25 protein-coding genes are annotated in these 13,739 nt (G+C 61.7%); 7 read left to right on the top strand and 18 right to left on the bottom strand.

What is annotated here, in order from left to right; genetic code table 11:
• Positions 1-9: 9 nt before the first annotated feature.
• From AC1RNA_RS13935 to AC1RNA_RS13965, 7 genes are read right to left on the bottom strand one after another with little or no spacing between them, the layout of a single operon-like run.
• Positions 10-600 carry a phage tail tape measure protein gene (locus tag AC1RNA_RS13935; RefSeq protein ID WP_492951480.1) on the bottom strand — a complete coding sequence of 197 codons (591 nt, stop codon included), beginning with the start codon at positions 598-600 and terminating at the stop codon, positions 10-12.
• Complete coding sequence (locus AC1RNA_RS13940) at positions 597-800, bottom strand: rcc01693 family protein (protein WP_492951481.1); 204 nt, start codon at positions 798-800, stop codon at positions 597-599. Before AC1RNA_RS13940 ends, AC1RNA_RS13935 begins: the two co-directional genes overlap by 4 nt.
• A 3-nt stretch (positions 801-803) precedes the next feature.
• Entirely contained in the window at positions 804-1,115 is a 312-nt protein-coding gene (locus AC1RNA_RS13945; protein WP_492951482.1) for a gene transfer agent family protein, read from the bottom strand.
• 9 nt (positions 1,116-1,124) lie between these two features.
• On the bottom strand, positions 1,125-1,532 hold the full coding sequence (locus AC1RNA_RS13950; RefSeq protein ID WP_492951483.1) for a phage major tail protein, TP901-1 family: 408 nt from the start codon (positions 1,530-1,532) through the stop codon (positions 1,125-1,127).
• A 37-nt stretch (positions 1,533-1,569) separates the two neighbouring features.
• Positions 1,570-1,980: a DUF3168 domain-containing protein gene (locus AC1RNA_RS13955; protein WP_492951484.1), complete on the bottom strand. Its 411-nt coding sequence runs from the start codon at positions 1,978-1,980 to the stop codon at positions 1,570-1,572.
• A gap of 10 nt (positions 1,981-1,990) precedes the next feature.
• A complete protein-coding gene (locus AC1RNA_RS13960) occupies positions 1,991-2,311 on the bottom strand; it encodes a phage head closure protein (protein WP_009339039.1) in 321 nt (106 codons plus the stop codon).
• Complete coding sequence (locus tag AC1RNA_RS13965) at positions 2,308-2,877, bottom strand: head-tail connector protein (RefSeq protein ID WP_009339038.1); 570 nt, start codon at positions 2,875-2,877, stop codon at positions 2,308-2,310. The genes AC1RNA_RS13960 and AC1RNA_RS13965 overlap by 4 nt, the downstream gene beginning before the upstream one ends.
• A 56-nt stretch (positions 2,878-2,933) precedes the next feature.
• On the opposite strand from AC1RNA_RS13965, the gene AC1RNA_RS13970 reads away from it, so the two are divergent.
• Positions 2,934-3,692, top strand: coding sequence for a S1 family peptidase (locus AC1RNA_RS13970; protein WP_492951485.1), 759 nt, complete (start codon positions 2,934-2,936; stop codon positions 3,690-3,692).
• 35 nt (positions 3,693-3,727) lie between these two features.
• On the top strand, positions 3,728-3,991 hold the full coding sequence (locus tag AC1RNA_RS13975; RefSeq protein WP_492951486.1) for a hypothetical protein: 264 nt from the start codon (positions 3,728-3,730) through the stop codon (positions 3,989-3,991).
• Positions 3,992-4,023: 32 nt separating this feature from the next.
• On the opposite strand, the gene AC1RNA_RS13980 is transcribed toward AC1RNA_RS13975, so the two are convergent.
• Complete coding sequence (locus tag AC1RNA_RS13980) at positions 4,024-4,227, bottom strand: hypothetical protein (RefSeq protein WP_492951487.1); 204 nt, start codon at positions 4,225-4,227, stop codon at positions 4,024-4,026.
• A 200-nt stretch (positions 4,228-4,427) separates the two neighbouring features.
• Here AC1RNA_RS13980 and AC1RNA_RS13985 point away from each other — a divergent pair, with 200 nt between their 5' ends.
• Positions 4,428-4,646 (top strand): hypothetical protein, encoded by a 219-nt coding sequence (locus tag AC1RNA_RS13985; protein WP_492951488.1) that lies wholly within the window; start codon positions 4,428-4,430, stop codon positions 4,644-4,646.
• 50 nt (positions 4,647-4,696) lie between these two features.
• On the opposite strand, the gene AC1RNA_RS13990 is transcribed toward AC1RNA_RS13985, so the two are convergent.
• The 9 genes from AC1RNA_RS13990 to AC1RNA_RS14030 all read right to left on the bottom strand — a co-directional run bounded on the left by AC1RNA_RS13990 (position 4,697) and on the right by AC1RNA_RS14030 (position 10,704).
• Entirely contained in the window at positions 4,697-4,948 is a 252-nt protein-coding gene (locus tag AC1RNA_RS13990; protein WP_009339033.1) for a PilZ domain-containing protein, read from the bottom strand.
• Between the two features lie 139 nt (positions 4,949-5,087).
• Positions 5,088-6,344, bottom strand: a complete 1,257-nt coding sequence (locus tag AC1RNA_RS13995) for a phage major capsid protein (RefSeq protein WP_492951489.1) — start codon at positions 6,342-6,344, stop codon at positions 5,088-5,090.
• Positions 6,345-6,355: 11 nt separating this feature from the next.
• Positions 6,356-6,847: an HK97 family phage prohead protease gene (locus AC1RNA_RS14000; protein ID WP_009339031.1), complete on the bottom strand. Its 492-nt coding sequence runs from the start codon at positions 6,845-6,847 to the stop codon at positions 6,356-6,358.
• A 59-nt stretch (positions 6,848-6,906) separates the two neighbouring features.
• Positions 6,907-7,086: a hypothetical protein gene (locus tag AC1RNA_RS14005; RefSeq protein WP_048756355.1), complete on the bottom strand. Its 180-nt coding sequence runs from the start codon at positions 7,084-7,086 to the stop codon at positions 6,907-6,909.
• Positions 7,087-7,088: 2 nt separating this feature from the next.
• Positions 7,089-7,286 carry a hypothetical protein gene (locus AC1RNA_RS14010; RefSeq protein ID WP_492951490.1) on the bottom strand — a complete coding sequence of 66 codons (198 nt, stop codon included), beginning with the start codon at positions 7,284-7,286 and terminating at the stop codon, positions 7,089-7,091.
• A gap of 255 nt (positions 7,287-7,541) precedes the next feature.
• A complete protein-coding gene (locus AC1RNA_RS14015; protein ID WP_492951491.1) occupies positions 7,542-8,717 on the bottom strand; it encodes a phage portal protein in 1,176 nt (391 codons plus the stop codon).
• A 13-nt stretch (positions 8,718-8,730) separates the two neighbouring features.
• Complete coding sequence (locus AC1RNA_RS14020; protein ID WP_492951558.1) at positions 8,731-10,041, bottom strand: DNA-packaging protein; 1,311 nt, start codon at positions 10,039-10,041, stop codon at positions 8,731-8,733.
• The gene (locus tag AC1RNA_RS14025; protein WP_048756358.1) at positions 9,992-10,510 is read right to left on the bottom strand and encodes a hypothetical protein; all 519 of its coding nucleotides are present in this window, start codon (positions 10,508-10,510) and stop codon (positions 9,992-9,994) included. Before AC1RNA_RS14025 ends, AC1RNA_RS14020 begins: the two co-directional genes overlap by 50 nt.
• Positions 10,511-10,551: 41 nt before the next feature.
• The gene (locus tag AC1RNA_RS14030; RefSeq protein WP_009339024.1) at positions 10,552-10,704 is read right to left on the bottom strand and encodes a hypothetical protein; all 153 of its coding nucleotides are present in this window, start codon (positions 10,702-10,704) and stop codon (positions 10,552-10,554) included.
• Positions 10,705-10,936: 232 nt separating this feature from the next.
• On the opposite strand from AC1RNA_RS14030, the gene AC1RNA_RS14035 reads away from it, so the two are divergent.
• Positions 10,937-11,881, top strand: a complete 945-nt coding sequence (locus AC1RNA_RS14035; protein WP_492951492.1) for an IS1595 family transposase — start codon at positions 10,937-10,939, stop codon at positions 11,879-11,881.
• A gap of 319 nt (positions 11,882-12,200) precedes the next feature.
• Positions 12,201-12,518 carry a hypothetical protein gene (locus AC1RNA_RS14040; protein ID WP_492951493.1) on the top strand — a complete coding sequence of 106 codons (318 nt, stop codon included), beginning with the start codon at positions 12,201-12,203 and terminating at the stop codon, positions 12,516-12,518.
• 89 nt (positions 12,519-12,607) lie between these two features.
• Here the strand turns inward: AC1RNA_RS14040 and AC1RNA_RS14045 are convergent, their stop codons facing one another.
• Positions 12,608-12,778 carry a hypothetical protein gene (locus AC1RNA_RS14045; RefSeq protein ID WP_492951494.1) on the bottom strand — a complete coding sequence of 57 codons (171 nt, stop codon included), beginning with the start codon at positions 12,776-12,778 and terminating at the stop codon, positions 12,608-12,610.
• A gap of 9 nt (positions 12,779-12,787) precedes the next feature.
• Between AC1RNA_RS14045 and AC1RNA_RS14050 the strand changes: the two genes are divergently transcribed.
• Together AC1RNA_RS14050 and AC1RNA_RS14055 are read left to right on the top strand one after the other, a co-directional pair.
• Entirely contained in the window at positions 12,788-13,303 is a 516-nt protein-coding gene (locus tag AC1RNA_RS14050) for a hypothetical protein (protein ID WP_492951495.1), read from the top strand.
• A 197-nt stretch (positions 13,304-13,500) separates the two neighbouring features.
• Positions 13,501-13,701 (top strand): hypothetical protein, encoded by a 201-nt coding sequence (locus tag AC1RNA_RS14055; RefSeq protein ID WP_040298233.1) that lies wholly within the window; start codon positions 13,501-13,503, stop codon positions 13,699-13,701.
• Positions 13,702-13,739 lie beyond the last annotated feature (38 nt).

Below are 13,739 nucleotides of genomic sequence, written 5' to 3' on the forward strand. Positions count from 1 at the left end.
TCCCCGCGCCTACAGGCTGCGCTGGCCACGCGCGACAGCGCGCGCGATCTGGCCGGTGATATAACTTTCCGAGCGGCGGAAGCTGCCGGGGTCCGGCGTTGCGATCTGCACCGTGATGTTGTTGACGCCGCCGCCCGCGCCCGCGACGCCAAGGCGCCCATCAGGCCCGCGCTTGAGCGGCATGATCGCTTCCGGCCCCGCCTCGCCTGCAAGGCCGACACCGCCCTGCATCAACGGAAAGTAAGTCGGCGCGCCGATGACCCCGCCGGATGCGAACGGCTTCACCGCGCCGCTTGCCGCCGCAACCGCCGTGCTGGCGGATGCGCCCGTTCCCGTCAGTCCCGACAGCAGGTTTCCGATGCCGCTTGCGATTGAATTCTGCACCGGCTTCAACGCAGCATTGAGCGACAGACTGGACAGCCGCAGCGCCAGCGATTTCAGCACGTCATCGAATTGCTTGCCGCCGGTGACGGAAATTGCAAAAGCCTGCGTCATCGCCCGCGAGAAGGACGTCGCGCCCAGTTCAAGGTCGCGTACCCGCAGCGCGAGATTGCTCGCAGCTTGCGTCGCATCGTCCAGATTGGTGAACGTATCACTCATGGTTTGACCTCTGCGCGATCCGGAAACTGTTTCATCAACGCGTCGAGCGATGCGCGATCGATCGGCTCCGCCACGGTCCCGCATACTCCACGGATCGCGAAAGCCAGTTCGCGCGGCGTCATCGCCCAGAACTGCGCAGGCGGCAGCCGCAACACGCCAAGCCCGAAGCCGATGGCCTCATCCCAGGGGAAAGGCTTCATCGCTCACGCGCCATCGAACGTCGCGGCGATCAGGTCGGCGGCGATGCGGACATAACCCGTCACCCCACCCTCGACCCGCAAGGCCGCCACCTCATCATCGCTCACGCTCTCGCCCGCGCCGCGAAGCCCGGCAGCAATGATGCGTACAAGATCGCGCGCCGCCAGTCGCCCGGTGCCGAAGCGTTCCGCCAACGCCATCAAATCGTCGGCGCCAAACGCGCTCTCCAGTTCCGCCAGCGCGCCGAGGGTCAGGACCAGCGTGCGCATTCGGTCGCCAAGCAAGGCTTCAATCTCGCCGCGATGAGAGTTCGCCATCGCCCTCTCCTACAGCGCGGTGAAGGTCAGCGCGCCCGCGGATTCAAGTCCGAGGTCGAACGTCACTTCGCCATTGTGCTCGCCGGAAAATTCCAGGCTGGAGATCTGGAACAGCCCCTCGATGGTGCCGAAATCCGGCACCACCAGCTGGCACGCATTGATCGCACCATCGAAGAACGCCTGCCTTACCAGCGCGTCCGAGGCCGCATCCTTGAACAACCCGCGTCCAGAGATCGACGCGCGCTTGACGCCCGCGCCTTCCAGTAGCTCGCGCCAGCGATCCACCGACTCCGCATGCGTCACGTCCACTGTCTCGGCGTTGAACGCGATCTTGCGGCTTCGCAGGCCCGCGACCGTGACATAGTCTGTGCCGTCGTTCATTTTCAGGAGCAAGTCCTTGCCCTTTTGCGCGCCCATGGCGTCTCCTTGAATGTTCGATGTTCGTTTGTCGCGATCAGGCCGCCGGTTCGGTCACCGCGCGAAAGCGCACCAGCGCGTGATAGGTCTTGCCGTCGTTCTCGCGGCGAATGTCCGCCAGAGAGAAGCGCAGGTTGACGAGACAGTTGTCCTCGAGCGACAGCGGCGCATCATCCAGCGCCTGCAACAGCGCACCCGCGATCATATGCGCCTCGCGATGGCCACCCTGCCGCGACCAGGCATGCAGCGTCAGCTGGTGTTCCTGCGTCTCGCCGCCGTCGCCGGAGGAATCCATCAGCCGCGCCTCGCCGAGCGTCACATAGGGAAAGGCAGTATTGCGCGGCGGCTCGTCATAGATACGATTGTCGCCAAGCACGGCAGCCAGCGCACTATCACCGCGCAAGGCCGTGTGAATGGCCGCGCGCAGCGCCACGTTGGATGGGGTCATGTCGAAGGCCTCATTGAACGCGCAACTGCGCATCGATCTCGATGTAACGGCGGTCGTCGGAGTTCCGGACCGCGACGATCTGGTAGACCTTCGCGCCCTCCACCAGCCGGTGTTGCAACGTGAGGCTGAAATTCGCGCGCATGGTGATGCGATAGTTTTGCGTGGCGCCGCTTGCATCCGCCTCTACGCCCGGCAGTGCGGTCAATGGCACGACCTTCGCCCACGCATTGCCGTAAGATGACCAAGCGCGCATCACGCCGCCCTGATCGTCCGGCGTCTCGATCGGCTGCTGCAGCAGCAGCCGCGTCCGCAACTGTCCCGGATCGATCATAGCGACAGCACCCGATGCGAGGAGATCAGCGCGTTGACACTCGGCGGCATCACCACGATGCTGGCGCCGATGGCGATCAGCCCGCGATTGTCGTACCAATGTGCGACCATCATTCGCAGCGCCTGCATCAAAGCCTGCGGCACGTCGCCGCCCGCATCGCCAAATCCAGCGACAACATCGATCTCGATTCCCGCCGTGGCGCGCCCCGGCTGCGGCATCACACAAGGCCGCACCGCGATCACGCCTTGCGCGGCATCGAGCACGAAATTCTCCGCATCGATCACATGCGCTGTCCCCGCCTCGTCATAGACACGCGCGGCAGTGACAGCAGACAGCGGAGCGAGCTTCGGCTTGATGCGTCCGTCCGGGGGCCAGCCATCCAGCACCAGCCGCCAGCTCTGTGTCAGCAGCGCGCAGCGGCCAAGTGCCTCGACATGGCTGCGCGCCGCCGCGATCAGACTGGCGATCAGCACATCGTCGTCGTCGGTTTCCACGCGCAGATACGCTTTTGCGTCACTGACCGAGAGCGGCTCGGCCTCCGGCGGTGTCAGAAGAATGGCGGCCATCGGCTCACTTCTCTTTCAGTTGACAAAACCCTCGCGCGCAGGCTCAAGCTGCGCCCATGACGCCGCCTCGCCTCGCTTCCGCATTCATCCTGTTGTCCACGCTCGCGTGTCCCGCGCATGCCGTCACCGGCAGCCGCTCCGCGCCGAGCGGTGCGGTCGCGCATTCGCTCGTCACAGTGATCGGGCCGAATGGTGTTGTATGCACCGGAACCGTGATCGCGCCGACGGTGGTGCTCACCGCCGCACATTGTGTGTCATCGAGCAATTCACTGCGTGTGGTGGACTATTCCTCGAAACCACCGCGCCTCATTACACCGCGCAAGGCCCTCACCCACCCGCGCTACAGCGCGCAGGCCATGGCTGCGCATCGCGCCACCGCCGATCTGGCGCTGGTGCAGTTGCCCGCGCCGATGCCTGGCAAATCGCCGGTCGTGCTCGGCACGCCGCGCCTGCCCGTGGCGCCGGGCGCGATGTTCACCATCGCGGGCATCGGCTCCAGCACGCCGAGCGGCAACGATGTCGGCACGGCACGCGCGGCGTCCCTCACCGTCACCGGCAGGCCCGGCACGCTGCAGGTCCGCCTCACCGACCCGCAGACTCAGAACAAGCGTCCCGGCATGGGCGGCTGCACCGGCGATTCCGGCGCGCCGATGTTCGAGGATCAAAACGGCCGCAGCATCGTTGCCGGCGTGGTCAGCTGGTCCACCGGCCCGAACTTCACCAATGGCTGCGGAGGCATCACCGGCGTGACGCCTCTGACACTATATAGAGACTGGGTCGTGCAGACCGCGCGAAGCTGGGGTGCGCCACTCTGACGAAGCCGTGCCCATCACTGCAGCGGAGGACATCGATGCCACGCAAACCGTTCCTGACCGTTTCGCTCGCGGCGCTCCTGGCGCTGGCATGCACCGCCTCTGCATCCGCGCAACAGCAGCAGCAAAAGCACAAGCCGCGAAAACATCCCGCGCATGAAGCGACGACAACCGTCACGCCCCGTGCGCCGTCACACAACCCCTGTGCGCAGTATGGCGCGGGCTTCGTCCGCGCGGCGGACAGCAATACGTGCATCCGCATCGGCGGCTATGTCGGCGTCGAAGCTGGAGGACGGTTCTAGCGAACACAAGGCACTCACCGCCCCTTCGCGGATCAATGGCTGCGCTTGCGCTTCTTCCTGTGATGAACCACGGGCTGCGCGGGCGCGGGTTGCGCCTGCAATTGCTGCCGCGATTCCTGAAGCCGGCGCTGATAGCCGGGTGAATCCATCAAGTTCGGCGCACCGCCGCGGGCGAAGCACGGGGATAGATTTGCCAGCGCAACAAGAGCAAAAGATACAAAAACCAGGATACGCATTGGAGCAGTCCTCTTCTCCGGCAATCGCGATTTATATCTTGCCACGACTCGTTGTCAGAATCCGCGGATTCGTGCCGCGTACAAAAAACCCTATAGAAAGTGGCGTTTCTGAACAGCCATTCAGAAAATTATGGACGAGACGACAGGAACATCATCATCAGCCACATGTTCATCCTCCGCTTAATGGAGGAGGATTTGAAATGAAGAAAATTGCTTTCGCATTCGCGACACTCTGCGCGCTGGCTGTTGTAGCGCCGACCATGGCTTCGGCCGAGACCATCGTGATCAAGAAGGGCCATCATCACCATCACATGGATCGCGGCTGGCACCACGGATGGGATCATGGCCGGCATCACGGCTGGGACCGGGGCCACCGGCACAATACGGTGGTGATCAAGGAACACACTCGGACCTACTAAAACAAATGGCCCCTTCACCGGGGCCATTTTCTTAGGCGCAATCGGCACTCTTACTGAAACGCGACCCCAACCCGCCGGCCGTTGGTCCAGGCGACGCGGCACTTCTTCTTGATGGCGCCGTGGATCAGTTCGAAACGCTTCGGCAGCACCACGCCGGGGTTGACCTGCAGACACACGCCGCCGGCACCGTAATCGATGATGAAGCAATCGATCAGCGGCGACTTGGCATCGATCGCAATCTTGCCGGAGCTTGAAATGCGCCCCGAGGGTTTGACACGCGCAAAGCGTCTGTTCTGAACCACGCCCCACCTCAAAATTGGCAGCCAGCATCCACGGCCCAAACCATCATAATCGGTAACATTATGACGCCAGAGGTGAACGAGGGGTTAAGCGCGGACAGACCCGCCTGCGGCAGGCAGGTCAGCCACTGAACGAGCAGCCTCAGCTCGCCGCGAACTTCACCAGCTTGATGGCGTCGAAGTCCTGAACGCCGCCGCCGACGCGCTTCGTCGTGTAGAACAGCACGTAAGGCTTGGCGGAATACGGATCGCGCAGCACCCGCACGCCGAGCCGGTCCACGATCAGATAGCCGCGTTTGAAATCGCCGAACGCGATCGACAGCGAATTCGCGGCGATGTCCGGCATGTCCTCGGCTTCCACCAGCGGGAACGTCATCAGCGAGGCGCGGCCGCCCGCCTGCGCCGGCGGCTGCCACAGATATGCGCCGCCCGTGTCCTTGAACTTGCGGATTGCAGCCTGCGTCTTGCGGTTCATCACGAAGGTGCCGTTCTGCCGGTAACCCGCCTTCAGCGCGTAGATGGTATCGACCAGCACGTCGGACGGATCGGACGCAGGGAATGCACCGGCTGAACCAGAGGCCACATAGCCGAGGCTGCCCCACGCCCACGATGTATTGGCCACCGCAGTGTAGTTGAGAAAGCCCTTCGGCTTGCTGCTGCCATCGCCGTTGACGAACGCGGCGCCCTCCTGCACCGCGAAGGTCAGTTCGACCTCCGAGGCGATCCATTCGTCGATGTTCACCGCAGAATCGTCGAGCAGCGTCGCGGTCGCCGCTGGCATGGCGTAAAGCTCCATCGCCGGGAACGACAGCGCATCGAGCGTCGGCGACGTGGTCTGGGAACGCGAATCCGCCTCGCCCACCCAACCGGTGGCGGGGCCCGCGGTCATGAACGGCTTCTTGTAGACACCGCCGGAAATCTCGCGCACCGAAGCGATGGCGCGGATCGGCGAGATCGCCGCCAGCCGCTGGCCAATCTCGTGCTCGAGTTCGGTCGGCACCAGATAGCCGCCATCGGCGTTGCTGCCCGCCGACATCGCCTTGGTCTCGATCTGGCGCAGCGCCGACGTCTCGCCCGAACGCACATAGGCATCGAACGCGCTCTTGTGCTCGCGCGCCGTGGCGTCGCTGTGGCGGGCGCGGCTGCCGTCAAGCGAAGGCCGCGCCGATTTCAGCGCCAGTTCGTCGATCCGCTTCATCTGCGCATCGAGCGCGCCGTTGATGCGATCGATCTTTTCTTCCAGCAGCACGTCGGCGCGATGGCCGAGCGAAGCCAGGCGCTCGTCGTTCGCCGCCTTGAACTCCTCGAACATCTGCATGATCTGGTCGTGCTCGCCGCGCGCGGCGGGAGCGATACCGGATTTATGTTCCGGCGCATGGTCCTGAATGTCGTAATCCATAGGGTTCTCCTTCATGAAGCGGTTGAAAAACATTTCTGTCGTGCACGTCCCTTCACCGCATGCACGCGCGCACCCGTGAGCAACGGAAAGGTGACGATGGACACCTCCCAGAGATCGACCTGGTAAAGCCTGCGGATGCGGGTTTTCGGATCGATCCGGCCACGCACCGTGCGATAGCCGATCGAGAGGCCGTCGATCGCGCCTTCGCGCACCAGCGCCAACAGTTCGCGTCCGCGCGCGACCTCAGGAATGAGGCGCCCCCTCGCCCACAGCCCGCGCCAGTCCTCGCGCAGTTCCAGCCAGATGCCGACGGGTTCGGACGGGTCATGCTGGAACAGCATCGGGATGCGGCGCAGCCCGCGGTTCTGCAGCGTCTGCGTAAACGCGCCAGGCATGACCATATCGCGCGCCTGATCGACCTCGCCGAACAGGCTGGCATATCCCTCGACAGCGCCGTCACTCGTGAACGAGACGCGAGACGTGGATGGCAACGGCGCATGCATGGGCGTTCTCGCAGGATGCAAGGAGGGAAGGCTGACGGTGAAAGACTTTGAGTGGCGCGCTACTTCGCGCGGCGCGGCTTGCGCTTCGCCGGTTTGGCGGCAGCCCTCACCGGCGCGCGTGGCGCCTTGTGCTGGATCTTTTCAAGGTGCGCGAGGAATTCGCGAAACACCGTGAGATGCGCGGGCTTGGCTTTCGTCTCGCCGCTGATCGATTGAATTACTGTATGCAGTTCGTCCATCGTCAATCCATTGGTTTGCGGCGGCGCGCCCGCCGGTTGAACAAAGACAATTCGCGCACGAAATCATCGAACCGGCGCGAGGCAGCTGCCAATTCGCGCAACGTGAATAAAAATGCGGCGCTCGCCGCTGCCGCCCACAGAAACAGCGCCAGATGCGCGAGGTCACCGCGCTCCGCGAATGTGCGGATCAAATCGTTCATTGCGGATCGCCAGCTTTCCGATAAGGGCATGAAAAAGGCGCACCGAACTTTCGCTCGATGCGCCTCTCTTCCGAATCTCGCTGAACCAGGCGGGAGAACCGCCCTGTCCGAAGCTCAATCGAGCTTAGCGGGCGGCCTCAGCGAGGTGACAGCGCTTGGAATAAGACACTGGACCACCTCCTTTCATTGTTGACGATGGTCTGAAGGTAATCGTCCTTTCTGGTTTTGCAACCAGCCCGACGCGGGTTCCCACGCTCACTCAAATCTATCCCCGTCCTTCACAGGGGCGTAGCCGGCGGCTTCGCGTTTTTCGTTGAGCGTCAGAAACTGTGCGCGCTCGATCCGCTCCCACAGCGCCGAACGATCGGCGGCCAGCGCGTCGATGCGGTCGGTGTCGATCGCAAGCCGCAGATCGTTGCCGAATTGCGGGCCGAGCCATTGTGCCAGCGCCTGCCCGACGCGCGAAGCCAGCGGCAAAATCGTCTGCCTCCACAGCGCGCGGTTGGCTTCCTGAAAATTCGCGTAAGTGTTGTCGCCGGGAATTCCGAGCAGCATTGGGGGCACACCGAAGGCGAGCGCGATCTCGCGCGCGGCGGCGTTCTTGGCTTCAAGAAAATCCATGTCCTTCGGCGTGAGCGACATCGCCTTCCAGTCGAGCCCGCCTTCGAGCAGCAACGGCCGCCCCGCATTGGCCGCGCCTTGATACGTGTCAGTGAGTTCGCGCTTCAGCCGCTCGAACTGCGAGTCCGAGAGTACCGTGCCTTCCGGCCCGGCATAGACCAGCGCGCCGGAGGGCCGAGCCGCGTTGTCGAGCAACGCCTTATTCCATTTCGCCGCTGCGTTGTGGGTATCGACCGCGACGGCGGCCGCCTCCAGCGGTGCCAGGCCGTAATGGTCGTCGAGCGGATGAAAGAACGTCAGATGCAAAATCGGCGGCACCCTCTGCGCCGATTGATCGAACCGCACGCTGCGCGCGCCGACGCTGTATTCGTAGGCCTCTGCCCAGCCGTCCGCGCCCGGTACCACTTTCATACGGTCGGGCCGCAGCACGTAGAGTTCGCGCACATCGCCATCCAGTGCCACGCCTTCGACATAGGCGTTGCCGGAGAGCAGCATGTGCGCATACAGCGTCTCGAACAGGCTCGCGCCATCCTGCTTCGGGTTGGGCCGCGCCAGAAGTTGCGCCAGCGGGTGTGCTTCCAGTTCGCGTGCACCTTCATACAGAAGATAGACGCACGACGCCGCGTTCTCCGCGATCAGCCGCACCGCGCGGTGCACCACCGCGTTGGCGAGATACCCCTCGCGCGCCAGCGCCGCATAATCGCGCGGCGTCCACCGTGCGCGGCCGCCGGACGCAAAGGCTAGCACCTGTGCGGAGCGCGAGGATTTGGATTCGGGGGCACCAAGAAATGTCTTCAACCGATCGAACATCGTCTCTCCAATGTCAGAAGCTGCGCACTCTCGGCTGCCCTCGCGCGCCGTGCGTGAGCGACGTCAGCGCCCACACCAGTGCATCGAGCCGGTCGGGCGAGCGGCCCGATGACAATCCCGTGGGCGCGAAATCGCACATCTCGTCTTCAAGGGCTGCGAACACGCCGACATGTTTCACTCGGCCCTGCTCATAGAGCGCCGCAATCGGTTCGGCCCGCAGCCACTTGCCGCGATGTGCCCGGACCGGCACCACCGGCACCTCATGATCGGCTTGCGCGATCACGGCACGCACCATCTCGCCACCCTGGTTGACTTCTACCACCAGCGCATCAGCCTCCAGCCTGCGCCACAGCGCGATGGCTCTTGCAGCCCATGCCGATGGCACGGCCTGCGCCAGTGTGTCGTCGGCGAGAACGTACAGCGCGCCCTCGCCTGTGATGCCCGCCGCGACGATGCCGCAGGAATCCGCCCGCTTCCCGGAGGTCGCGGGCGGATCGACCGCCACCACGATGCGTTGCAGTGGCGGCGCGCTCGTCACGCGGCCCTGCTCGATCACCGACCTGGACCACAGTGCATCCGTGCGGTCCTCGATCAGTTCGCCGTCAAGCTCCTGCCGTCCCAAACGAGTTCCGGCATAGCGCCCCATCACGTTCTTCAGAAATGTCGGCGCGAGATGCAGCGCGTTGGCGTGGGTCGGCGCGCGCGTCGTCACGCAGGTCTCGTCCTGCAATAATCGTTTGATGAGCGCGATGGGGCGTGGCGTCGTCGTAATGAGCTGTCTTGGTTGCGCGCCGAGGCGCAAACCGAACTGCAGCATGTCGAACGCCGCATCGGCGTAACGCCATTTCGCAAGTTCATCCGACCACGCGCAGGAAAATTGCGGTCCGCGCAGGCTTTCGGGATCCTCCGCCGAGAACGCATACGCCACCGCGCCGTTGTTCCATTCCAGTCTTTTGCGAGACGGCAGCCACACCGGCCGCTCGTCACGCCGATGTACCGCGAGCAAACCGGAGACGCCCTCGATCATCACCTCGCGCACATCATGCTCGGTCTCGCCGACCAGCGCGATCCGCCCTGCAGGTGCGGCCGCCAGCGGCGACAATCCCAACGCCTGCGCGCGAATCCATTCCGCGCCCGCGCGCGTCTTGCCCGCACCCCGACCACCAATCATCAACCATGTCGTCCATGGCCTGCCGTTCGCGGCAAGCTCGGGCGGCCATTGATGCGGATGCGCGAACAGTTTCCAGTCGGAGGCGATGGCGTCGAGTTCGTCGCTATTCAGCCTCGCCAGGATGTGCAGCCTTTGCGTCGGCGACAAGCTCATCCAGTCGCTGCGCGAGCTGGCGTCGAAGCTCGTCGATGTCGCGGGGCACGGTGTCGTCATCCTCGCGGATCTTCTCCTCCCTGTCGCGCAACAGCATCACCTCACGCAGCGTGCGCGCCAATGAGGCCAGCGTCCGCGCGCGGCGCTCGGCCTCGGTGCGATGACGCGGGTGCACGTGCGTCCCGCATATGATGATTTCGATCTGCGTCAACTCGCGCTCGATGGCGCTACTCACACGTTTCAGCAAGGCCGGCAGCGGCGCGGACGGCGGATCGTTGAGACGGTCGACCGCACTGCGGATATGACTGGCCCGATGCCGCTTGGGCGTGGTGTCGGCCGGCTCAGTGATTTTCTTTTTCGCAGGAGGCTTCTTGATGGTTGTCTTTTTGACGACTGCCTTCCTGATGCGCGTAACAGATTTGCCCGCCGCCGGTCGCTTGACCGGCACGGTCTTTTTCTTCACAGGCATGTTGAAAATCTATTCCGTGGCTGCCAAAGGCAGACGCCGCCTCAGGTGCGGAAGAATACGAACCAGACGATCGCCAGAGTGAATATCGCGGCGATCGTGCTGACGGCTAGCAACGCCGCCACCGACGGCCCGGGTTCGGCGGAACGCGCCTCGGTCGGCGTTTCAACGATCTGACCGTGCTGCTTTGTCACCATATTCGCCTCAAACTTCACGTTCGCATTGAATGATCCATCATCGCCCGCAAGCGATGGGGCATATCAGTCAAACGCCAGAAGCAAAGGCTAAGTTCCTCTCAAACCCAATTCTCGAGCATGGCGCAACCCTACTGCGGCAGCGTCACGCTGTCAAGGACTATTTTCCCAATTATATACTTGACACCACAAGGCTAGATTCTTAAAAAGGGCCATAAACAACGGATTTGGCCCCATGTCCCAGTTCAACGCCAAGCATTTCCAGACGCCGGAAGCAGCCCGCGCCTACCTCGAAGCCCTTCGCTGGGGCTCGGAGCGCGTTTGCCCGCATTGCGGCACAATCAATTCGTCCTACGCCACCAAGAAGCCCGGCGTGTACCGCTGCGCCTCCAAGGAGTGCCGTAAGGACTTCAGCGTGACCACCAAGAGCGTGATGGAAAGCAGCCATATTAAGCTGCACATCTGGCTTCAGGCGTTCTACCTCATGGCCTCGTCCAAGAAGGGCGTGTCCAGCCATCAACTGCACCGCGGCCTTGGCGTGACCTATAAAACTGCATGGTTCCTGTCGCACCGCATCCGCGAAGCAATGCGCAATGGCGGCATTGTCTCGCCCATGGGCGGCGAAGGCTCGATTGTCGAAGCCGACGAAACCTATTTTGGCCCTGTCGCTAAGGACAAGGTGCGCAAGACCACCACAACCGGACGCCCCTTCACCAAGAGCGGCAAATCAGGCCCCTCTAACAAACGGGCTATCGTGTCGCTCGTCGAGCGCGGCGGTTCTGTTCGCTCGTTCCACGTTGCAGTCGCTGACGGTGCCAGCGTTCGCAAGATCGTTATGGACAACGTGTCCCGCGAAACTCGCTTGCACACTGACGAAAGCAAACTCTACCACGGCGCAGACGCGCACTTTGCAATGCACGAGACGGTCAATCACTCGCGCAAGGAATATGCTCGCGGCGATGTGACGACCAACTCAGTCGAAGGCTACTTCTCAATCTTCAAACGCGGTATGCGCGGCGTCTATCAGCATTGCGCTGAGAAGCATCTGCACCGCTACTTGAGCGAGTACGACTTCCGCTACAATCACCGCGTCAAGCTAGGCTTCAATGACGGGGAACGCGCAGACCTTGCCATCAAAGGCGCAGCCGGTAAGCGTCTGACGTATCGACAAGCTAATTGAGCCTGATTTTTCCAAGAAGGCCGGTCGATTCCTGCGCTGGCGTTCAAAACTGCCCAAACCCAAGCCAAAATTCGTCAAATACTGGCGAAGGCGGTAGCTGGGGAAAACGGGTACAAACAGAGAACCAATCCTAGACTCTGATACCGTTTTCTGGTTCCACTGGAACCTTGAGTCGAAAAAAGCCGCCCTTGCCGGGGCGGCCTTTCGATCCCGCACCAACAGCTCGGGGCTGCTAGCGGGGCATATGGTGGTCACACCCGGACATTGAATCCGGAGTCGCCTTTAGTCAATAGCGGTCCCTCATTTGAAAGGGACTATCATGTCCACATACTGCGTTACTTCTCGAATTGCTAACAAGTCTGTTGGCGGCAAGACGTATGAGGAACGTCGCCAGCAGATGATCGAAAATATGTATGTCAAGGGAAAGGGATGGTGGGAAGAAACCACTTCCTTCTACCTCGTGGAATCCGACGAAAGCACAGATCAGTTCGCTGCAAGAGCCTGCAAAGGATTGAGCAGAGCAGACGATTTGATCGTCGTATTTGATCCGACTGACATGTCCGCCTCTTATTTTGGCCCGCTGGAGCAAACGGATGTATTGCGGTCGTTCTTTCCGAAGCTGAAAAAGGTGCCGTGAACTTCTATCGGCACGCGCAGCATCCGGGCTATCGCCATCGTAAGTTTTAGGCGCAGGCTTCTCATGCTGTCTCGCTAACTGACCCCGGCTTACGAGCCGGGCTTCTTCACCAATTTTGATTTTGCCGCCTCGCGCTTCTGCTTAGTCGCAGGAATTGCCTTCAATGGCTTAGGCGGCGACTTCATCGCGCCCTTTAGCATCGCGTCGAAACGCTGCTTTGCTTCCTTATCTGAAAACCTTTCGTCTTTTTCTTTGCCCATGGAGCGCCAATGCCTGCAACAGGCTTTTCCCAAATTGAAACAGAGCTTACATCGCGGCTAGGGCAGCTAGCAATAAACTGGGGCGTTATCGAAAGCTGGCTTGGGCACCTTCTCGCAGCCCTTATCGGGGCCGAAGCAGGCGCTCTAAGCGTAGTTACTCAAGATATGAGTGCCGCTACAATCATACAAATTTCAAAAACCACCATTTCGATATTTGAAACGGAACACCCTGAGTTATCAGCTATCCGAGAATTGCTAGATCTTGCAGATGATATTCGTGGCGAGAGGAATGAGCTAGTTCACGGAATTTGGGAATCCACGAACTGCCAACCGGGCACCGCTATCGTGCAAAACTCAAACTGGAAGAAGACCGAGATTGTTAGAGAACGGCTTGTTACGACGGCGGAACTCGATCAGCTTCTGATTGATTGTCAGACATGGATCGATAGTTACGTCGAGCTTGGGCTGAAATTCAATTTTCCCCGCACAGCGGGGTCCACCAAATCCATTTTCGCAGAGAGTTAAGTCGGGCGCGCCAGCTTCAGGCGACTTGCTGCCATCAGCAGCCATGTTTAGCGTCCTAGGCTTGTGGCGTAAAGTATATAAATGGGACTATTTTCCTAAACGAAATTCCACTGAAAAACAGCCGACCACTCGCTTGATTAGCACGCACGGCACATCGATGATGCGCCTATTGCAAAGCAGTTTTTAGAAAGACAGCCATGAAATTTTTCGTTTCCGCCTGTGGTGTCGCGGCAGCTCTTCTTTTTCTTGTTCCCTCCGCGAATGCTGCCCCCAAAGGAAAAAGCCGTGAGGAATGCCTGGCTCTCGCACAGCAGCGCGGATTCAATGGCGGCGGCACCATGGGTGGCAAACAACGCGCGGAGTTCGTCGGCAAATGCATGCACGGCAAAGCGAAGTAGTTCGGCCTGCTTCGCTACCGTCGCTGCTTAGACCATGA

Source organism: Afipia sp. GW821-FHT14H12, from assembly GCF_058803465.1.